We start from the raw sequence: 17,875 nt of genomic DNA on the forward strand, positions 1-17,875 counted from the left end.
CATGATGCGCGGCTTCACCCTGATCGAACTGCTGGTGGTCCTGGCCATCGTCGCGCTGCTCTCGAGCATTGCCTTGCCGCGCTACACGCAATACCTGGAGCGCAACCGCGAGGCGGTGCTTGGCGAAAACCTGCGCCTGACGCGCGATGCGCTGGAACAGTACAACGCCGACCGCGGGCGTTATCCCGACTCGCTCGACGAGCTGGTCACGCGGCGCTATATCAAGGCGCTACCGGTCGACCCCTTGCTCGAGAGCAATCAGCACTGGCGCTTCAGCCCGCCCTTGCCGCCGGCCGAAGGCCGGATCGGCGACCTGCACAGCGGCGCTCCCGGCATTAGCCGCAATGGTCGGCCTTACAGCGACTGGTAGGGCGGCATGCGCAAACACACGCTTCAGCGCGGCATGATCTATCTCGCCCTGCTCCTTGCCCTGGCCGTGATCGGCGGCCTGTCGGCGGTCGGTTTGCGCGTCGTCCACACCATCCAGATGCGCCAGGCGGAGGCCGAACTGCTGGCGATCGGTCTGGAGTTTCGCAATGCCCTGCAATCCTATGCGGCGGCGACGCCGGACGGTTCGTCACCGGCGCCGCGCGCGCTCGCCGATTTGTTGCGCGACAGCCGGTCTGCCGGCATCGTCCGGCATCTGCGGCGGATTTACTACGACCCGCTGACCGGCAAGTCCGAATGGGGCCTTCTGCGCGGCCCGGATCAGCGCATCGTCGGTGTCTACAGCCTGAGCGAAACGCCGACGATCAAGCGCGAAGGCTTTCCGGTCGATCTGGCTGGCCTGCAAGGCAAGGAAAAACACTCGGAATGGGTGTTCGCGATTGTCAGCCCGGTGCTGCCCGGCACGAACTAGCGCCGCTGGCTCTTGCAGCGGGCGGTACGCCGAATTGGCGTCTTGATCCGCATCCTTTTCCGTCTTGCCGGCGCTCAATTCGCCATTGATTTTCCGAGCCGGGGCCGGTCTATCGTAAAATCACGGGATGAGCCGACCCGAACCGATTTTTGCCCGCCGCAGCAACTGCTGCACCGGGCTGACGGTCGACATGTCGAAACAGGTGATTTTGCCTTGCCCGCAGGTGGCCGGATGGCTGCTTGCGGCGGCGAAATGACGGCCATGCCGACCAGTAATACTCTCTGTTAAAGACCCCATGAAAGACTATTACGGATTACTCGGCGTCGCGCCGGATGCCAGCCATGAGCTGATCAAGACGGCTTACCGGCGCAAGGCCGCGCAGTTTCACCCGGATCGCAATCCCGATGCGGATGCGGCGGGGAAGTTCCGGGCCGTGCAGGAAGCCTACGAAACCCTGGCCGACGTCGAGCGCCGCAAGGCCTACGACGAGACGCGCCGCTCCAGCCTGATCGACGACCCGCTTGCCGTGGCGCGGGAAATCTGGAGCAATTATTTAGGAAACATGCAAAAGTGAAGCAGTCATATTATTTTTCCGAGCTTTCTTCGTCCTACGATGCCGAGATCCAGGACCTGCTCAGCGATTCGGAAGGCAAGTCGGCACTCAAGGCCCGCCTCGCCGAAAAGCGCCAAGAATTGCACAGCCTGCTGGCGATGATCGAATTCGCGCCCGAGATGGTGGTGCCGGTCTTCTACGACGGCTTTGCCTTCACCAACCCGAAGGCGATGGCGGCGGCCGTGCAGTGCGAGCCGGACGACGGCGATTTTCCGACCTGGGACCGGTTGTCTGGTTTCGTCAAGCTGGAAGCATGGGCGCAACCGCTGGCCGATGCCGTGCTCGGCGAGGGCGCCGGCGAAGAGTTCATGGTCACGGCGGCCTGTCTCGAGTATGTCCGCAAGTTCGACACCGCGGCGCCTGCCGCAGCGGCCGAGGATGACGAGGATGGCGAGCGTCGCGAACGCGGCGAAGACGAGGATGGCGACGATGACGACCGCGATCTGGGCGAGGCTGGCGATGACTGGCTGGCCGACCAGGGCTTCGACTCGGCCAAGTCCTGAGCTGCTGCATACCGCAACCGAATTTCCCGATAAGGCATGACATGACACATCCGGTCGTACTCAAGACATCACAACTCATTCTCGCCGGCGACATCAAGGGTGCCGAAACGGCGCTCACCGCGATTGCCGATTCCGACGGCGACGAAGCGCTGGTCACCGTCCTCAACGAAGTGCCGCCCAAGGACCTGCTTGCCATCATGCGCAGTTTCGACGGCTCCAAGCAGACCGTGGTCAACATGCTGGTGACGCCGGAGCAGTTCGCGCGCGCCGTCGTGCTCGAAACGCGCTATCGCGACCAGACCCACGCCGCGCTGCACGGCATGATGAACGCCGTGCTCTACCGCGACATCGACATGACCGCCGAGTATCTCGAAGCGATCGGCGAGAGCGACGGCGGTTACCAGGTCCTCGCCGACTACTTCGCCGAGCGCGACGACGAATTGCTTGATTTCGCGATCTCCGGCCAGTTCTCCGAGGAGTTCGACTGGGATGGCGGGCATGCCGCGCGCTCGATTTCCTGGCTCAACGAAAAGATCGGCGAAATCGACGAAGCGCTGCACGAAGGCAACTCGATCACCGGTTCGCGGCCCAAGGTGTCGCGCGCCGACATCGGCGACCACGACTGGATGGAAACCGCCTGGGTGCTGCGTTACGACCTGCCTGACATTTTCGAGCAGATCGTCATCACGCTGCGCGACCGCCTGCAGCAACGCGTCGAAAGCCTCGAGGAGTCGGAAGACACGGCACCGGTCCGGCCGGCCGCCGCGCCTGGCGACGACGAGGAATCGGCACTGTAAGGAGGGCGCCCGTGAAAAATTCTGTTGCCATCGTCGATGATCGCCCGTTTTTCGAGCGCGCCGTGCGCTACGGGCTCGAATACGGCATTCTCGGCCGCGAGCACCTGAGCCGGATGGAAGCCGACGCGCCGAAAGGCATCGTCCAGATCGCCGACCATTTCGGCACCGCCTACCTGCGCACCGACCTGGAAACGGCGGTGGCGCGCATGGCCAACCTGATCAGCCTGTATCTCGAGGATTTCTCGAACGGCGACCTGTTCACCGCCGCCGGCTCGCTGCGCGACAACACCTTGCTCTCGCACTCGCGCGGCGGCTCGGAAATGCTCAAGCGTCTGCACGCGATGCCGGGCGAAACCAGCATGCACCGCCGTACGGTCGACGCCGTCGGACAGAAGTTTTTCGTCAACGAGCGGACCTTCGCCTTTCCGCTCAGCCTGAGTAGCTACCGCGAGCAGTTGCGGCAATGCCAGACCAACCAGATGCGTATCGACTTCGCCCGCTGGCTGGCCCGCCTGATGAATGCCCAGCCCGACGAGTACGAGGATTTCAGCGCCGAGGAAGTGGTCCGCTCGGCGATGCTGGTGCTGCATGTCGGTCCAGCAACGCTGGAAATTCCGTCGAAGAGCCAGTTCGTCAAACTGGTCGAGACCCTGCGCAAGAAGTCCTTCAAGACCAAACCGGCGGTGCTCGATGCTTTCCTGCGCGATGCGCCGGAAGACTTCCGCAAGCTGACGCAGCAAGCGATGCAGGACTTCATCGAGACGGTGCTGCCGCGCCTCAAGTCGGGCGAAAAGTCGGCCGACGAAATTCTGCATGCCGAGGCACAGGGCGCTTTCTTCATCCGCGAAATGCCGGAAGAGGACGTCGTCGCCTACGACAAGTTGGTGGCACGCGAGTGGGTGCGCATCACCAAGGGCGATGCCGACGATCCGGCCGTGCTGGCCACGATCTTCCTCAATGTCGCGACCGGCCAGCCGGCCAAGGCGACGGCCCTGCTCAAGGAAGCCAAGCTCATCATCCAGGCTTTCCGTGAGCGCGGTTTCGACAGCGCCGCGGTGCTCGCCTTCATCGACCAGCACGCTCCCTTCGAGCAGAAGGAAGACCTCAAGGCGATGTGGCTGGAAGATCTCAAGCCGGATGCCGAGGTGCATCTCGCCGACAACGATCCGCAGATGCCCGATGCCTACATGGAGCGTTCGCTGCAATGGTTCCGGAAAAACTGCATGGCGAGCTGGAAAGGCAGCAGCCGCTGAGGCAGCTTGCAGCAAACAAAAAGAGCGACCCGTGGGTCGCTCTTTTTTATTCGCGGTCGCTCAGTTTTTCGCCAGTTCGAGCTCGATGGCAGCGATCACCTTTTCGGCGTCGGGCAGTGTGTCCGGTGCAAAGCGGCGCACCACCTTGCCGCTACGGTCGACCAGGAATTTTTCGAAATTCCACAGCACTTCCGGTGCCGGCGTCGGCTCCATCTTGTAGCCGCGCAGTTGCTCTTCCATCACTGCACGATCCTCGGTGACCGGCTGTGCAGCGCTCAGCCAGGCGTAGAGCGGATGCTTGTCCGGGCCGGTGACGGCGATCTTGCTGTAGAGCGGGAAGCTGACGCCGAACATCGAGGTGCAGAAAGACTGGATCTCGCTGTCGCTGCCCGGTTCCTGGCCGGCAAAGTCGTTGGCGGGAAAGCCGAGCACGGCGAAGCCGCGTTCGCGATAGTCGGCGTAGAGCTTTTCCAGGCCGGCATATTGCGGCGTCAGGCCGCATTTGGAGGCGACATTGACGATGAGCAGGACTTCGCCAGCGTGTGTCTGCAGCGTCGTCGGGCTGCCGTCGATGGCATTGAGGGCGATGTCGTAGAGCGGGTGGGGCATGCAATTCTCCGGGGTTGAATACGTCAATGAGACAAGCCGCAAGGCAATTGGTGCCGCCGGCATGGTGCTCAGACGATATATTGCGCCACCGACTTTTCCATGCGTTCGACCATGCTGTTCAGGTGCTCAACCGTCGATGTGGTCTGGGTGACCACCGCCATGTTCTGTTCGGTCATCGCGGAGACCTGTTCGACACTTTGCGCCATCTCGCTCATCGCCTGTTCCTGCTCCCTGGAGGAGTGGGTGATGTCATTGACCATCTGCATGGTCGTGGTCATCTGGGCGTTGATCTCGCGCAGCGCCTGCTGTGCGTTCTGGACCAGGGTGACCCCGTTTTCGACCTGCGTCGCGCCGGTGCGCATTCCATCGACGGCCTTGCCGGTTTCATCCTGCACGGCATTGGTCATGCTGCGGATTTCTTCCGTTGCCTTGGCGGTGCGCTCGGCCAGTTTGCGGACTTCGTCGGCGACCACGGCAAAGCCGCGCCCGGCTTCACCGGCGCGGGCGGCTTCGATGGCCGCATTGAGGGCGAGCAGGTTGGTCTGGTCGGCAATATCCTTGATCACGCCGGTGATCCGTGAAATTTCCTCGGATTGGGAACCCAGGCGCTCGACCTGCGCTGCCGATGTCTTGACCGTGTCGGCCAGGGACAGAATCGTGCTGCAGGCTTCTTCGGAAAGCCTGCAGCCATCGGCTGAGACCCGGGCTGCAGCCTGGGCGGCATCGCGGGTTGCCCCGGCATGTGAGGCAACTTCGCCGATCGAAACGGTGATTTCCTCGATGCCGGCGGCGGCCGATGCTGTCGCGTCGTTCTGGACACGTGCCGAGCGCCCGACATTGGCAATCCCCTGGCCGACTTCGCTTGATACCAGATGGACCTGGTGAGCGGTATCCGCCATGCCCTGGACCGTGGCCTGGACCGATGAGACGAAACGGTCGATCTTGCGGATCAGTACGCCGAAATCATCGGGGCGGGCGAGGTCGAAGCGCTGTTTCAGGTTGCCGCTGAGCAGCAGGTTTTCCAGGTAGTCGTTGGCGTTTCTCAGGTCGCCGTGCAGTCTCGGGGCAAAGAAGACGAGAAAGTACAGGCTCCAGAGAACGCCCAGTCCGGCAAGCACCTGAAGCGCGGAAGCCGGCAGTACGGACGCAGCGAATGTCGCCAGGCTCAGCAACAGTGCGAAAATCCCGAACAGCGTGGGTTGCAGGCCGATCCCGGCAAACAGGGAGAGGGGGGATGCATGGGCGGGAACCGCCCGGCCATGAAAGATCCGGATCGAAGTGTCGCCCTGCTTGAGGCGTTGGTAGATGGCTTCCGTTGCCTTGATTTCTTCGCGGGTCGGGCAGGTGCGTACCGACTGGTAGCCGACGATCTGGCCATTTTCGCGAACCGGCGAGGCATTGGCGACGACCCAGTAATAACCGCCATCCCGGCGCCGGTTCTTGACCACGCCACGCCACGGGCGACCTTTCTTGAGATCCTGCCACATGTCGGCAAAGGCCTGCGCCGGCATGTCGGGGTGGCGTACCAGGTTGTGCGACTGGCCGATCATTTCTTCGCGCCGGAATCCGCTGATCCGGGCAAAGGCTTCATTGGCCTCGACGATGTTCCCTTTGAGGTCAGTTAGCGAGTAGATGAACTGACCTTCCGGAAGGAGTGTTTCCGTGTTGGTGACAGGCTGGTTGTTACGCATTGCTGTTTTCATCCCTTTTTTTTTGGCAGCTGTTGGCGCTTTTGGCGGGTCAGTGCTCAATTATTTGCCGCCCGATGCTACGCATGGGCTATGACTTAAGCAATATGTAGAAGTCGGTATTACCGGATATGCAGTATTGGTTAGGTGCCTGGTGCCGCGTGGGGGATGCGGGTGGCATGCGGCCCGCTTCTTGCCGCGCCGGGAAGTGCCTGTGCGTGCCGACAGGTGTTTTGCCAGGCATGCAGGAAACCGCTATTCCTTCCTGGTAAGCATCCGGGCAGCCTGATCCAGTTCCGGATATCTGCTGCTAATGGCTTCTCTGCGCAGCAAACAGTGCGGGTGGTTTGCCGCTGGGGCAATAATTTTATCTAGATCAAGGTAATTGGCGCGTCTGACCCGCACCATGCGGACATGTCTCTTGTAAGCCTCGATGTGCTGCTGCCAGGCCGGCGGGTTTTCCGCGATCCTCCGGGCGATCTGGCGATCTGGATTTTCATTCTTGCCGAGTTGCTCGCCTTTGCCGTCCTCTTTGTGCTTTACGGTGTGGCGCGGGCGCGCCATGTCGAGTTGTTCAACGAAATGCAGATGACGCTGGACCGGGATGCCGGGGCGCTCAACACGGTCCTGCTGATCACCGGCAGCTGGTGCGTCGCCCGCGCGGTGGCGGCGATCAAAGGCGATGCCCGTGTTGCCAGCGCACGCTGGCTGGCCGCCGGGATACTCGCCGGGCTCGGATTTCTCGTCGTCAAGCTGTTCGAGTACGACGCCAAGTTCGCGGCCGGCATCAATCTCGATACCAATTTGTTTTACATGTTCTACCTGTCGCTGACTTTCTTCCATTTCATGCACGTCATTCTCGGCCTGGTCATCCTTGCCTTCGTTTGGCACAAGACACGGCAGGGCGGCTATTCGGCGGCCGACTGCCATGGCATGGAAAGCGGTGCCAGCTACTGGCACATGGTCGACCTCGTCTGGATCGTGCTTTTCCCGCTGGTCTACGTGCTGCGATGAACACAAATTTGCGCACGGATGCGGTGTGGCTGGTGCTTTTACTTGGTACGGCCGCGACCTGGTGGCTGGGCGAAAATGGCCAAACCGGCACGTCGACCGTACAGGCGATTCTCGCCATTGCCGGCGTCAAGGGGGTATTGGTAATTCGTGAATTCATGGCCTTGCGGGGCGTCAGGCCGGCTTGGCAGGGGGCGGTCATTGGCTGGCTTTTGCTCGTCCTGCTGGTCAACATGGCTGTTTACTGGAAAGGAATTTGATGGATATGCGCACGTCAGGAACGGAAGCGCCGTACTACGAAGCCGAGGGCGCCGAGGTGGCGCTGTTCGAACATGCCTGGCGCAACAAGCTGCCGGTGCTGATCAAGGGCCCGACCGGCGTTGGCAAGACACGCTTCGTCGCCCACATGGCGGCCCGGCTCGGTTTGCCGCTGCACACCGTGGCCTGTCACGACGATTTGACCGCGGCCGACCTGGTCGGTCGCCACCTCATCGAGGACGGTCGCACGGTCTGGAACGACGGGCCGCTGACCCGCGCCGTGCGGCACGGCGGCATCTGCTATCTCGACGAGGTGGTCGAGGCGCGCAAGGACACGACGGTGGTCATCCATCCTCTCGCCGATCACCGGCGCTCGCTGCCGATCGACCGCACCGGCGAGGTGTTGCAGGCGCCGGACAACTTCATGCTGGTCGTTTCCTACAATCCCGGCTACCAGAACTTCCTCAAGGGCATGAAGCCCTCGACGCGCCAGCGCTTCGTCTCGCTGCGCTTCGATTTTCCGTTGCCGGCTCGCGAGGAAGCCATCCTGATCGGTGAAACCGGCTGCGACGCGCTGCTTGCCAAACGTCTGGTTTCGCTCGGCAACAGCATCCGCACCCTGAAGGATGTCGATCTCGAGGAAGTGGCCAGCACGCGCCTGCTGGTTTACGCCGCCATCCTGATCGGCGACGGCCTCGATCCGGTCGCCGCCTGCCGCGCCGCGCTGGCCGAAAGCCTGTCCGACGATGCCGAAGTCACGGCCGGCCTGATGGAGATCATCCTTGCCAGCTTCGGCCGCTGATTTGGGGCGCCAGCGCCGGCGCTTCGTCTGGCAGGCCTGTTTCTTCCTGCTTTTCGCGCTGGCGCCGGTTTTCAATATTTTCCGCTATGACCTCGAAGCCGGGCACGCCTGGCTGCTCGGCATGCCCTGGCGGCTTGGCCTGGACGCGTTCATGGCGGGCCGGATCAGCGGTCTGGAGGCTGGCGGCAATCTTCTGCTGCGGCTGTTCCTGCCGCTGCTGCTCGCCGCGGGCGGGCTGATGTGGTTTGCCTGGCGCTGGGGCCGCATCTATTGCGGCTGGCTCTGTCCGCATTTTTCCGCGGTCGAAACCATCAACCAGTTGATGCGTCGCGCCTCGGGCAAATTGAGCATCTGGGACAGACAGGCGCTGCCGCCGCGTCTGGCCGACGGTTCGCCGCGCCCGTCGCACCCGGTCTGGTGGATACCGACGGTCCTTTTCGCGATCGGTTTCGCGGCCCTGTGGGCGGTCGTGCTGCTTACCTATCTGCTGCCGCCGGCCGAGGTGTACGGCCGCCTGTGGGCGCTTGATCCGACACGCAACCAGAGGATTTTCCTGGTTGCGGCAACGAGCGTCCTGACCCTGGAATTCCTTTTCGCCCGCCACCTGTTCTGCCGCTTCGGCTGCGCCGTCGGCCTGTTCCAGAGCCTGGCCTGGATGAGCAACCGCGGCGCCATGGTGATCGGCTTCGACAAGCCACGCGCCGCCGATTGTGCCGCCTGCTATGACAACGGCGGGCCGGGCTACGCGGCCTGCGAGGGCGTCTGCCCGATGCGCCTGCGGCCGCGCACGGCCAAGCACAAGATGTTCGCCTGCACGCAATGCGCCCAGTGCGTGAGCGCCTGCGGCACGGTGCAGGAACAGCGCGGCAAGGAAAGCCTGCTGCGCTGGGTGGACAAGGACGCCGCACGGCGTAACGAAGCACAGGTCAGCCTGACCGGAAATCGAGACTGAAATGGAAGAATGGGTAGGCGGCCTCTGGCACAAGTTCATCAGCGGTGCGGCGGCGAAGGATTATCCCGGCGCAGCGGTCCACCTCCCGGAAATGGAGAAAACGCTGGGCATGGTCTTTCGCGCCTTCGGTGGCGATGCCGGCCTGCGCGTACTGGGCGCCACCGCCGAGCGGCACGGTGCGCGGCGCTCATTGCTGCAAAGGGTGGCGGGTAGCGGCGAGAAAATGCAGGCGGCGGGCCTGGATGGCGTCAGTCTGCGCCTGCCGGCGCACATCGCCGTTTTTCCGGAAAGCGGTCTGAATCGCGATCTCTATGTCTGGCTGGCGGCGCTCGCCGCGCATGATGTGCCGAGCGACGAGGCGTGGATCATCCGCAACCAGCGGGCGACGGTGGTGACGCTGGCGCGCTATCCGGGCCTGCTGCCACGTTATCAAAAACTGTTTGCGGCGCTGCTCGCCCAGCGCCCGGATGTGCGTTCCCTGCCGGCAGATGAATCGGCGCAGGAAGCGGCGGTGCGGCAGGCCTTGCAGGTGCCCGGTTCGGTCTCATCCTGGCCAGCGTTGACACGGCGTGGTGCCCGGGAGATTGCCCCGGTTCCCTTGTGGCTATATCCGCTTGCAGGCGCCGCGGGGGCGCCGCGGCGCCTGCAACATCAGGAATCCGCCGCAGATGTCGAGGCCGAGGACGCCGAGGGGCGGCAGAAGGCGCGACAGACCGAGATGCCGGCCGAAAAGGACGGCATCCTGCTGCTGTTTCGCGCCGAGAGCATTTTTTCCTGGGCCGAGTACGTCAAGGTCAATCGCTCGCAGGATGACGAGCCGGACGGCAAGGCCGCCAAGGCGGCCGAAAGCATGGATCAGCTCGACGTCGCCCAGGATGGCGAGCGCGTCGCGTCGCGCGTGCGTTTCGACCTCGACCTGCCGGCTGCGGCCGAGGACGATCTGCCGCTCGGGCCGGGCATTCCGCTGCCCGAGTGGGATTTCCGCAAGCAGCTCCTGCAGCCCGATTACTGCCGGCTGCAAGCCATGGAATCGCGTCATGTCGAGCCGATCCCGCTGCCCGAGCGCCTGCGTCCGCATGCCCGGCGCCTGCGCAACCAGTTTGCCGCGCTGGCGCCGACCCGCCGCTGGCTGAAGGCGCAGCCCGAAGGCATCGAGCCGGATATCGACGCCTGGGTACGTTTGCAGGCCGATCGTCAGGCCGGACACCCGGATGCAGCAGCCGGCCTTTACCTGGCCCAGGTACAACAGGAGCGAGACCTGGCTTGCCTGGTTTTGGCCGATTTGTCCTTGTCGACCGATGCCTGGGCTTCCAACGAACAAAAAGTGATCGACGTGATCCGCGACAGCCTGATGCTGTTTGCCGAGGCGCTCGGTGCGACCGGCGACCGTTTCGCGCTGTGCGGTTTTTCCTCGCTCAAGCGCGGCCATGTCCGCTTCCACGAACTGAAAGCCTTCGAGCGGCCGTGGGACGACCTGGCGCGTGGCCGCGTGCAGGCGATCAAGCCCGGCTATTACACCCGGCTCGGTGCCGCCATCCGCCACAGTTGCACCTTGCTCGGCCGCCAACCCAACCGGCAGCGCCTGCTGCTCATCCTCTCCGACGGCAAGCCGCATGATCTCGATCTCTACGAGGGCCGTTACGGCATCGAAGACACCCGGGCGAGCATCGCCGCCGCCCGGGAGCAGGGCATCCGCCCGTTTTGCGTCACCATCGACAAGGAGGCGGCAAGCTACCTGCCGCATGTCTTTGGCGCGCATGGCTTCACCGTGCTGCGCCGACCCGAGGAGTTGGCAACCCGTTTGCCGCTGCTTTACGCGCAACTGACGCGGGATTGATGGCAAATCCGCTGGCGCCGGCCGGTCGACCGGTATTTTTGGACATTTTTGCCCGCCCCCGGAAATTCTTGACTTCCATCAATGAGCCGAAGCGGTCATCTCCCGTACCTTCCGTCCAACTGCCGGCAACCGCCGGCGGGGACTTTAGCTCAAGGGGGAAACAATGAGTGCGTCATTCTCAACCTCGGCAGCCCGGAATATGTTTTATGGAGGAAGTACGTTTTTCTTCCTGATATTCCTGGCGCTGACCTACAACACGGAGCAGCAACTGCCGAAGCGGGATCAGCGTGCCCAGCTCGACAATCCGGCCGTCGTCGCCGGCAAGCGCTTGTGGGAAAACAACAACTGTGTCGGCTGCCATACGCTGCTCGGCGAAGGGGCCTACTTTGCGCCGGAACTGGGCAACGTGTACAAGCGCCGCGGCCCGGATTTCATCAAGGCCTGGATCAAGGCGCAGCCGACCGGTACGCCCGGTCGCCGGCAGATGCCCGACTTCCACTTCAGCGACAAGGATCTCGATGACATCGTCGCCTTCCTGAAGTACGCCTCCGAGATCAATACCGCCAATTGGCCGCCCAACATCGAAGGCTAAGGAGTCAAGCATGCAATACAAATCTCAAATAGTGGCCAAACACTATTTCGTCGGTGCCCTGGTGCTCTTCGTCGCGCAGATCCTGTTCGGCCTGGTCATGGGCCTGCAGTACGTGGTTGGCGACTTCCTGTTCCCGGCCATTCCGTTCAACGTCGCCCGCATGGTGCATACCAATACGCTGATCGTCTGGCTGCTGATGGGTTTCATGGGTTCGGCCTATTACCTGGTGCCGGAAGAGTCTGAGCGCGAGCTGTACAGCCCGAAACTGGCGATCGCGATGTTCTGGATCTTCCTCGTCGCCGCCGGCCTGACCGTGATTGGCTACCTCTCGGTGCCGTATGCGACACTGGCCCGCGTTACCGGCAACGACCTGCTGCCCACCATGGGCCGCGAATTCCTCGAACAGCCGGGGATCACCAAGATCGGCATCGTCGTCGTCGCGCTCGCCTTCCTGTTCAACCTGTCGATGACCTTCCTCAAGGGGCGCAAGACAGCGATCACCTCGGTGATGTTGATCGGCCTGTGGGGGCTGGCGATCTTCTTCCTGTTCTCCTTCGTCAACCCGGACAACCTGGTGCGTGACAAGTTCTACTGGTGGTGGGTCGTGCATCTTTGGGTCGAAGGCGTCTGGGAACTGATCCTCGGCTCCATCCTCGCCTTCGTGCTGATCAAGATCACCGGCGTCGACCGCGAAGTGATCGAGAAGTGGCTGTACGTGATCATCACGCTGACGCTGATTACCGGCATCCTCGGTACCGGCCACCATTATTTCTGGATCGGTGCGCCGGAGTACTGGCAGTGGTTCGGCTCGGTGTTCTCGGCACTCGAACCGATTCCCTTCTTCGCGATGACGCTGTTTGCCTTCAACATGGTGAATCGTCGCCGCCGTGAGCATCCGAATCGTGCTGCCACGCTGTGGGCGCTCGGTACCGGCGTGATGGCCTTCCTCGGCGCCGGCGTCTGGGGCTTCCTGCATACGCTGGCCCCGGTCAATTACTATACGCACGGCACGCAGATCACCGCGGCGCATGGTCACATGGCGTTCTACGGTGCCTACGTGATGGTCGTGCTGACCATGATCTCCTACACCATGCCCTTGATGCGAGGTCGCGCTGCCAACAGCAATGCGGCCCAGGTCATGGAAATGTGGGGCTTCTGGCTGATGACCATCGCCATGGTCTTCATCACGCTGTTCCTGACCGCTGCCGGCATCCTGCAAGTCTGGCTGCAACGGGTCAGCGAAACGCCGCTTGGTTTCATGGCGACACAGGACCAGGTGGCGTTGTTCTACTGGCTGCGCGAAGGCGCCGGCCTGATCTTCCTGATCGGCCTGCTGACTTACCTGGCCAGCTTTTTCAAAGGCGAAAAGGCCGCCGGCTGATTGATTGCTGCTGTAACTTTGGGGCCCTCGAATCTCGAGGGCCCGTTTTTCTGGTGCAAACAAGCCATGCTGTACGACAAATGTACGTCCTGCTTGCAACTTTTCCTCGCCTGCCTGTTACCGGCCATCGGTATTGCCGCCCAACCGCTGCAACCCTGGCTCGACTCGGCTTCGCCGGGCAGTCGCATCCGTTTGCCGCCCGGCATCTACAGCGGTCCGGCGGTGATCAGCAAGGCGTTGACGCTGGAAGGTGACGGGCAGGTGATCATCGACGGCGGCGGCAGCGGCACGGTGCTGACGGTCAAGGCCGACGACGTCAGCTTGCGCGGGCTGCATTTGCGCGCGAGCGGCGATTCGCACGATGCCATCGATAGCGGCCTGCACGTCGAAGGGCAGCGCATCCTGATCGAGAACAACCGCATCGACGATGCGCTGTTCGGGATCGTCCTGCACAGCACCGGCGACAGCATCGTGCGCAACAACCGCATCCGTTCGAAAGCCTTTGCCGCGGCCGACCGCGGCGACGGGCTGCGCCTGTGGAACAGTAGCGGCAACCTGATCGTCGGCAACGACATCGCACAGATTCGCGACATCACGGTCAGCAACTCGCCGCGCAACCGCTTCGTCGGCAACCGGGTGTTTGACAGCCGGCGCGCCTTCAACCTGCTTTTCGCAAATCGCAGCCTGATCGAGGGCAATCATCTGGAACGGAACTCGACCGGCATCATCGCCCTGAATTCGGACGGACTGATCATCCGCAACAACCGCGTCATGCATGCCATGGACGCCTCCGGCGCCGGCATCGCCGTCAAGGAAACCTCGGCCGCGCTGATCATCGGCAACGACATCGTGCATTGCGCCTACGGCATCATGGCCGATTCGCCGATGCACCCGATCAACCGTATCGTCCTCATCGACAACCGGGTCGCCCACAACGTGACCGGCATCTATTTCTATGGCGAGAAGGGCGGTCACATCGCGCTCCGCAATCGTTTCGAAAGCAATCTGTGGCAGGTCGCGATGGCGAGTACCGGCGATCCGCTGAACGACACCTGGTCGGGCAACTACTGGGACGATTATCAGGGCTTCGACCGCAATGGCGACGGGGTCGGCGATACGCCGCACGAGATCTATACCTACGCCGACCGCATCTGGCTGGAGACACCGCCCGCCAAGTTCTTCCGCAACTCGCCGCTGCTCGAATTGCTCGACTTTCTCGAGCGCCTGGCGCCGTTTTCGCAACCCGATCTGGTGCTGCGCGACCCGGCGCCGCTGATCAACCGGCCGCGCTGAAAACGCAAGGCGCTGCAAGGCGCCTTTTTCCTTGGTGAAAAATATTTCGCCGGATGTGTAAGAAAACCGTTCTCCGTTCGACTAATCCCCTGAGCGACGATCAAGCCGCTCGCTGGATCCCAACCCTCACGGAGAAAAATCATGAAAAAGCAGAAACTCGTTTCCCTTGCCGTCGGTTCCGTCATTGCCGCCGCTTCCTTTGCCGGCCATGCCACCGACAATCCCTTCGCCGCCAAGCAGTTGAGCGCCGGCTACCAGTTGGCCCAGGCCGACAAGAAGGCTGACGGCAAATGCGGCGAAGCCAAGTGTGGCGCCGACAAGAAGGCCGCCGAGAAAAAGGCGGATAAAAAGGCCGACGGCAGCTGTGGTGCCGGCAAGGGCGAGAAGAAAGCGGACGGCAGCTGCGGCGGCAACAAGAAATAAGCGGCAAGCAATCTGTGGCGGCACGGGGAGTATTCCCCGTTGCCCGCTGCCCAAGGAGAAATGCGATGAGCTTTGCCACTTCCGCCGGCCGCATGCCCTACGGTGCCGGTCTCGGCCTGCGCCGCGAACTGCTGACCGAGCTTGCCGACGGCGTGCCCGACGCGATCGGCTTTTTCGAAATCGCCCCGGAGAACTGGGCCGGCATGGGCGGGCGCTCGGCGCGCCAGCTGCGCCAGTTCACCGAGCGGCATGCCTTCGTCTGCCATGGCCTGTCGCTGTCGCTGGGCGGGCCGGATCCGCTCGATACGGCGCTCCTGCAACGCATCAAGGCCTTCATGGCGGAACACGACATCGGCCTCTATACCGAGCATCTGTCCTGGTGCGCCGCCGGCAGTCATCTCTACGAACTGCTGCCGTTGCCGTTGACGGAAAAAGCCGTCAAATGGACGGTCGACCGTATCAGCCGGGCGCAGGACCTGCTCGGGCGCCGGATCGGCATCGAAAACGCCTCGTACTACATCGCGCCGCCGGGCGCCGAGATGAGCGAGACGGATTTCATCGCTGCGGTGCTCGGCCAGGCCGACTGCCTGCTGCATCTGGACGTGAACAACATCTACGTGAACAGCCGCAATTTCGGCTTCGATCCTGAAGCCTTCCTGCGTGCCTTGCCGCTCGAACGCACCTGCTACATCCATGTCGCCGGGCATTACGTCGAGCCGGACGGGCTGCTCATCGATACGCACGGTGCGGAGGTTATCGACCCGGTGTGGGCGCTGCTGGCCGAGGCTTACGCGCTGATCGGGCACGTCCCGCCGACCTGTCTCGAGCGGGATTTCAATTTGCCTTCCCTGGCACGGTTGACCGCTGAAATCGGGCAGATTTCACGTTTGCAGGCGGCGGCCGGGCAAATCCGGCGGACGGGATGATGAACGCCGATTTCCAGACTTTTCAGCGTGATCTGGCCGCACATCTGCGCGCGCCGCGCCAGGCGTCGCGGCCGGCTGGCGTGCCGGCGCGGCGCGCCGGCGTCTATCGCGAACTGGTCTTCAACAAGCTGTGCAGTTTTCTCGATCCCTGTTTTCCGCTCGCGCGCCAACTGCTCGGCGAGCCGCGCTGGCGGCGCTTGTGCCGCAGCTTCCTGCGCGACTGGCATTTGCATACGCCGTGGTTTCGCGAGATTCCCGGCGAGTTCGTGCGCTATCTGGGTGAGGCGACGATCCGCCAGCCGCTGCCGGCCTGGCTGGCGGAGCTGGCGCATTACGAGTGGGCCGAGCTGGCGGTCGACGTCATGGAAACGGGCAAAATCACGGCCAATCCGGCGGGCGATCTGATGGACGCGGTCATCGTCCTCAATCCGGCCCTGCTCAATCTCGCCTATCGCTGGCCGGTGCAGCATATCGGCCCGGATTACCGGCCGCGCCGGGCGCAGCCGACGCACCTGGTCGTCTATTGCGCTGCCGACGATGCTGTCCGTTTCAGCGAAATCAGCCCGCTCACGGCGCGCCTGCTCGAACTGCTGGCCGACGAAGCCACTAGCGGCCGCCGCTTGCTGCTGCGCTTGGCCGATGAAATCGGGCATCCGCAGCCGGAACTACTGCTTAGCTACGGTCGCGAGTTACTGACCGAGTTGCGCGGGCAGGGCATCCTGCTTGGGAGTCACACATGAAAAAGCTCGTTTTGCGCGCGTTGACCGCTGTCGATGCGCTCGGTCTCTATTTCGGCCTGCTCAGCCTGCGCCTGCTGCTCGGCTGGGATTTCTTCGAGTCCGGGCTGGAAAAATTTCACGGTGAAAACTGGTTCGCCGACATCGTCGACCGCTTTCCCTTCCCGTTCAATGTCGTGCCGCCGGAAATCAGCTGGCAGATGGCGACCTGGTTCGAATTGCTGGGCGGCGTCGCACTGGTGCTGGGGCTGGCGACGCGCTTCTTTTCCGTATCGCTGATCGTGTTGACCGTGGTCGCCATCGCCGCCGTGCATTGGCCGGAAAGCTGGTCCGGCCTGGCCGAACTGATGCAGGGTTACGGCTTCACCGACCATGGTCAGGGCAATTTCAAACTGCCCGTGCTGTTCATTGGTATGCTCTTGCCGCTACTGCTGCTCGGGCCGGGAAAGCTGTCGGTCGACACCCTGATCCGGCGCTTTTTCGAGCGCACCTCATCAACCGCCGCCTGCAGGACGCCGCCTTGCCCGACACCGCACTGATCGACGCTGATTTTGTCACCGCCATCCGCCGCGACCTGCTGAAGTTCGCGCAACTGCAGTTGCGCGATGCGGCATTGGCCGAAGATGCGGTGCAGGAGGCGCTGGCCGCGGCCTGCTCGGGGGCGCGCCAGTTTGCCGGGCGCGCCGCGCTGAAGACCTGGGTGTTTGCCATCCTGCGTCACAAGATCGTCGACCTGATCCGCCAGCAAAGCCGCACCACCAACATCTCGGCGCTCGGCGAAGATGAGGCCGGGCTGGATGAAGCCTTCGACACGCTGTTCAAGCAGAACGCCCACTGGCGGCCGGAGGCACGTCCGGGCGATTGGGGCAATCCGGAGGAAGCGCTGCGCGAAAGCCGCTTCTGGGAGGTCTTCGAGATCTGCCTGAATCACCTGCCGGAAAACACGGCGCGCGTCTTCATGATGCGCGAGTTTCTTGAATTCGAGACCGCCGAGGTCTGCAGCGAGCTGGCGATCAGCGTCAGCAACTGCAACGTGATCCTGCATCGCGCCCGCAACGGCCTGCGCCGCTGCCTGGAAACGAGCTGGTTCGCACCGGGAGAAAAGCCATGCTGAGCTGCAAGGAAGCCACCCACCTGATGTCCGAAGGACTGGATCGCAAACTGGGTACCGGCGAGCAATTGCAGTTGCACCTGCATCTGGCGATGTGCAGCGGCTGTCGCAACTTCCGCGAACAGATGGACTTTCTGCGTACCGCTTGTCGCGGCTTCCTCGGCCGGGTTGAGGCCGACGAAGAGCAGCCGCCCAAATGAAAAACGGGGCCGTAGCCCCGTTGACCGTCC

At 62.9% G+C, this 17,875-nt stretch carries 23 protein-coding genes; 21 read left to right on the forward strand and 2 right to left on the reverse strand.

The annotated features are described in order from the left end of the window. The first annotated feature begins 4 nt into the window (after window positions 1-4). From KIG99_RS20815 to KIG99_RS18975, 7 genes are read left to right on the forward strand one after another with little or no spacing between them, the layout of a single operon-like run. Window positions 5-370 carry a type IV pilin protein gene (locus KIG99_RS20815; RefSeq protein ID WP_319002411.1) on the forward strand — a complete coding sequence of 122 codons (366 nt, stop codon included), beginning with the start codon at window positions 5-7 and terminating at the stop codon, window positions 368-370. A gap of 6 nt (window positions 371-376) precedes the next feature. Next, window positions 377-859: a type II secretion system protein gene (locus KIG99_RS18950; RefSeq protein WP_226461581.1), complete on the forward strand. Its 483-nt coding sequence runs from the start codon at window positions 377-379 to the stop codon at window positions 857-859. 42 nt (window positions 860-901) lie between these two features. Next, complete coding sequence (locus KIG99_RS18955; protein ID WP_226461582.1) at window positions 902-1,147, forward strand: hypothetical protein; 246 nt, start codon at window positions 902-904, stop codon at window positions 1,145-1,147. A 7-nt stretch (window positions 1,148-1,154) separates the two neighbouring features. Beyond that, window positions 1,155-1,433 carry a DnaJ domain-containing protein gene (locus tag KIG99_RS18960; RefSeq protein ID WP_226443844.1) on the forward strand — a complete coding sequence of 93 codons (279 nt, stop codon included), beginning with the start codon at window positions 1,155-1,157 and terminating at the stop codon, window positions 1,431-1,433. After that, a complete protein-coding gene (locus tag KIG99_RS18965) occupies window positions 1,430-1,975 on the forward strand; it encodes a hypothetical protein (RefSeq protein WP_226461583.1) in 546 nt (181 codons plus the stop codon). The genes KIG99_RS18960 and KIG99_RS18965 overlap by 4 nt, the downstream gene beginning before the upstream one ends. Before the next feature lie 41 nt (window positions 1,976-2,016). Then, a complete protein-coding gene (locus KIG99_RS18970) occupies window positions 2,017-2,772 on the forward strand; it encodes a hypothetical protein (RefSeq protein WP_226461584.1) in 756 nt (251 codons plus the stop codon). Window positions 2,773-2,783: 11 nt separating this feature from the next. Next, window positions 2,784-4,025: a hypothetical protein gene (locus tag KIG99_RS18975; protein ID WP_226461585.1), complete on the forward strand. Its 1,242-nt coding sequence runs from the start codon at window positions 2,784-2,786 to the stop codon at window positions 4,023-4,025. Window positions 4,026-4,085: 60 nt separating this feature from the next. Here the strand turns inward: KIG99_RS18975 and KIG99_RS18980 are convergent, their stop codons facing one another. Both KIG99_RS18980 and KIG99_RS18985 read right to left on the reverse strand, forming a co-directional pair. Continuing rightward, window positions 4,086-4,634, reverse strand: a complete 549-nt coding sequence (locus KIG99_RS18980) for a glutathione peroxidase (RefSeq protein ID WP_226461586.1) — start codon at window positions 4,632-4,634, stop codon at window positions 4,086-4,088. Window positions 4,635-4,702: 68 nt separating this feature from the next. Then, complete coding sequence (locus tag KIG99_RS18985) at window positions 4,703-6,325, reverse strand: methyl-accepting chemotaxis protein (protein ID WP_226461587.1); 1,623 nt, start codon at window positions 6,323-6,325, stop codon at window positions 4,703-4,705. Between the two features lie 411 nt (window positions 6,326-6,736). Here KIG99_RS18985 and KIG99_RS18990 point away from each other — a divergent pair, with 411 nt between their 5' ends. From KIG99_RS18990 to KIG99_RS19055, 14 genes are all read left to right on the forward strand, one after another. Continuing rightward, the gene (locus KIG99_RS18990) at window positions 6,737-7,336 is read left to right on the forward strand and encodes a cytochrome c oxidase subunit 3 family protein (RefSeq protein WP_226461588.1); all 600 of its coding nucleotides are present in this window, start codon (window positions 6,737-6,739) and stop codon (window positions 7,334-7,336) included. After that, complete coding sequence (locus KIG99_RS18995) at window positions 7,333-7,593, forward strand: cytochrome C oxidase subunit IV family protein (RefSeq protein WP_226461589.1); 261 nt, start codon at window positions 7,333-7,335, stop codon at window positions 7,591-7,593. The genes KIG99_RS18990 and KIG99_RS18995 overlap by 4 nt, the downstream gene beginning before the upstream one ends. After that, window positions 7,593-8,393: a CbbQ/NirQ/NorQ/GpvN family protein gene (locus KIG99_RS19000; protein WP_319002412.1), complete on the forward strand. Its 801-nt coding sequence runs from the start codon at window positions 7,593-7,595 to the stop codon at window positions 8,391-8,393. The genes KIG99_RS18995 and KIG99_RS19000 overlap by 1 nt, the downstream gene beginning before the upstream one ends. Continuing rightward, window positions 8,374-9,345 (forward strand): 4Fe-4S binding protein, encoded by a 972-nt coding sequence (locus KIG99_RS19005; RefSeq protein ID WP_226461590.1) that lies wholly within the window; start codon window positions 8,374-8,376, stop codon window positions 9,343-9,345. Before KIG99_RS19000 ends, KIG99_RS19005 begins: the two co-directional genes overlap by 20 nt. A 1-nt stretch (window position 9,346) precedes the next feature. After that, complete coding sequence (locus tag KIG99_RS19010; protein WP_226461591.1) at window positions 9,347-11,182, forward strand: nitric oxide reductase activation protein NorD; 1,836 nt, start codon at window positions 9,347-9,349, stop codon at window positions 11,180-11,182. Between the two features lie 163 nt (window positions 11,183-11,345). Continuing rightward, window positions 11,346-11,774 (forward strand): c-type cytochrome, encoded by a 429-nt coding sequence (locus tag KIG99_RS19015; RefSeq protein ID WP_226461592.1) that lies wholly within the window; start codon window positions 11,346-11,348, stop codon window positions 11,772-11,774. A gap of 10 nt (window positions 11,775-11,784) precedes the next feature. Further along, window positions 11,785-13,155 carry a cbb3-type cytochrome c oxidase subunit I gene (locus tag KIG99_RS19020; RefSeq protein ID WP_226461593.1) on the forward strand — a complete coding sequence of 457 codons (1,371 nt, stop codon included), beginning with the start codon at window positions 11,785-11,787 and terminating at the stop codon, window positions 13,153-13,155. 66 nt (window positions 13,156-13,221) lie between these two features. Next, complete coding sequence (nosD, locus tag KIG99_RS19025; RefSeq protein WP_226461594.1) at window positions 13,222-14,448, forward strand: nitrous oxide reductase family maturation protein NosD; 1,227 nt, start codon at window positions 13,222-13,224, stop codon at window positions 14,446-14,448. Between the two features lie 141 nt (window positions 14,449-14,589). Then, entirely contained in the window at window positions 14,590-14,871 is a 282-nt protein-coding gene (locus KIG99_RS19030) for an HvfA family oxazolone/thioamide-modified RiPP metallophore (RefSeq protein ID WP_226461595.1), read from the forward strand. A 65-nt stretch (window positions 14,872-14,936) separates the two neighbouring features. Next, complete coding sequence (locus KIG99_RS19035) at window positions 14,937-15,797, forward strand: HvfB family MNIO-type RiPP peptide maturase (protein ID WP_226461596.1); 861 nt, start codon at window positions 14,937-14,939, stop codon at window positions 15,795-15,797. Further along, window positions 15,794-16,537, forward strand: a complete 744-nt coding sequence (locus KIG99_RS19040) for an HvfC family RiPP maturation protein (protein ID WP_226461597.1) — start codon at window positions 15,794-15,796, stop codon at window positions 16,535-16,537. The genes KIG99_RS19035 and KIG99_RS19040 overlap by 4 nt, the downstream gene beginning before the upstream one ends. Then, window positions 16,534-17,073, forward strand: coding sequence for an HvfX family Cu-binding RiPP maturation protein (locus KIG99_RS19045; protein WP_226461598.1), 540 nt, complete (start codon window positions 16,534-16,536; stop codon window positions 17,071-17,073). Before KIG99_RS19040 ends, KIG99_RS19045 begins: the two co-directional genes overlap by 4 nt. Beyond that, window positions 17,055-17,648 carry a sigma-70 family RNA polymerase sigma factor gene (locus KIG99_RS19050; RefSeq protein WP_226461599.1) on the forward strand — a complete coding sequence of 198 codons (594 nt, stop codon included), beginning with the start codon at window positions 17,055-17,057 and terminating at the stop codon, window positions 17,646-17,648. The genes KIG99_RS19045 and KIG99_RS19050 overlap by 19 nt, the downstream gene beginning before the upstream one ends. Further along, a complete protein-coding gene (locus KIG99_RS19055; RefSeq protein WP_226461600.1) occupies window positions 17,642-17,845 on the forward strand; it encodes a zf-HC2 domain-containing protein in 204 nt (67 codons plus the stop codon). Before KIG99_RS19050 ends, KIG99_RS19055 begins: the two co-directional genes overlap by 7 nt. Window positions 17,846-17,875: the final 30 nt, after the last annotated feature.

The sequence above is a fragment of the Quatrionicoccus australiensis genome (assembly GCF_020510425.1).
In the GTDB taxonomy this organism is placed as follows: Bacteria; Pseudomonadota; Gammaproteobacteria; order Burkholderiales; family Rhodocyclaceae; genus Azonexus; species Azonexus australiensis_A.

Excerpts from the sequence above, each read along its gene's own strand:
- KIG99_RS18990 (WP_226461588.1), top strand. The coding sequence starts at position 6,737 with ATGTCTCTTGTAAGCCTCGATGTGCTGCTGCCAGGCCGGCGGGTTTTC.
- KIG99_RS19015 (WP_226461592.1), top strand. The coding sequence starts at position 11,346 with ATGAGTGCGTCATTCTCAACCTCGGCAGCCCGGAATATGTTTTATGGA.
- KIG99_RS19035 (WP_226461596.1), top strand. The coding sequence starts at position 14,937 with ATGAGCTTTGCCACTTCCGCCGGCCGCATGCCCTACGGTGCCGGTCTC.
- KIG99_RS19055 (WP_226461600.1), top strand. The coding sequence starts at position 17,642 with ATGCTGAGCTGCAAGGAAGCCACCCACCTGATGTCCGAAGGACTGGAT.
- KIG99_RS18960 (WP_226443844.1), top strand. The coding sequence starts at position 1,155 with ATGAAAGACTATTACGGATTACTCGGCGTCGCGCCGGATGCCAGCCAT.
- KIG99_RS18995 (WP_226461589.1), top strand. The coding sequence starts at position 7,333 with ATGAACACAAATTTGCGCACGGATGCGGTGTGGCTGGTGCTTTTACTT.
- KIG99_RS18980 (WP_226461586.1), bottom strand. The coding sequence starts at position 4,634 with ATGCCCCACCCGCTCTACGACATCGCCCTCAATGCCATCGACGGCAGC.
- KIG99_RS20815 (WP_319002411.1), top strand. The coding sequence starts at position 5 with ATGCGCGGCTTCACCCTGATCGAACTGCTGGTGGTCCTGGCCATCGTC.
- KIG99_RS19020 (WP_226461593.1), top strand. The coding sequence starts at position 11,785 with ATGCAATACAAATCTCAAATAGTGGCCAAACACTATTTCGTCGGTGCC.
- KIG99_RS19010 (WP_226461591.1), top strand. The coding sequence starts at position 9,347 with ATGGAAGAATGGGTAGGCGGCCTCTGGCACAAGTTCATCAGCGGTGCG.
- KIG99_RS19045 (WP_226461598.1), top strand. The coding sequence starts at position 16,534 with ATGAAAAAGCTCGTTTTGCGCGCGTTGACCGCTGTCGATGCGCTCGGT.
- KIG99_RS18985 (WP_226461587.1), bottom strand. The coding sequence starts at position 6,325 with ATGCGTAACAACCAGCCTGTCACCAACACGGAAACACTCCTTCCGGAA.
- KIG99_RS19040 (WP_226461597.1), top strand. The coding sequence starts at position 15,794 with ATGATGAACGCCGATTTCCAGACTTTTCAGCGTGATCTGGCCGCACAT.
- KIG99_RS18950 (WP_226461581.1), top strand. The coding sequence starts at position 377 with ATGCGCAAACACACGCTTCAGCGCGGCATGATCTATCTCGCCCTGCTC.
- nosD (WP_226461594.1), top strand. The coding sequence starts at position 13,222 with ATGCTGTACGACAAATGTACGTCCTGCTTGCAACTTTTCCTCGCCTGC.
- KIG99_RS18970 (WP_226461584.1), top strand. The coding sequence starts at position 2,017 with ATGACACATCCGGTCGTACTCAAGACATCACAACTCATTCTCGCCGGC.
- KIG99_RS19000 (WP_319002412.1), top strand. The coding sequence starts at position 7,593 with ATGGATATGCGCACGTCAGGAACGGAAGCGCCGTACTACGAAGCCGAG.
- KIG99_RS19030 (WP_226461595.1), top strand. The coding sequence starts at position 14,590 with ATGAAAAAGCAGAAACTCGTTTCCCTTGCCGTCGGTTCCGTCATTGCC.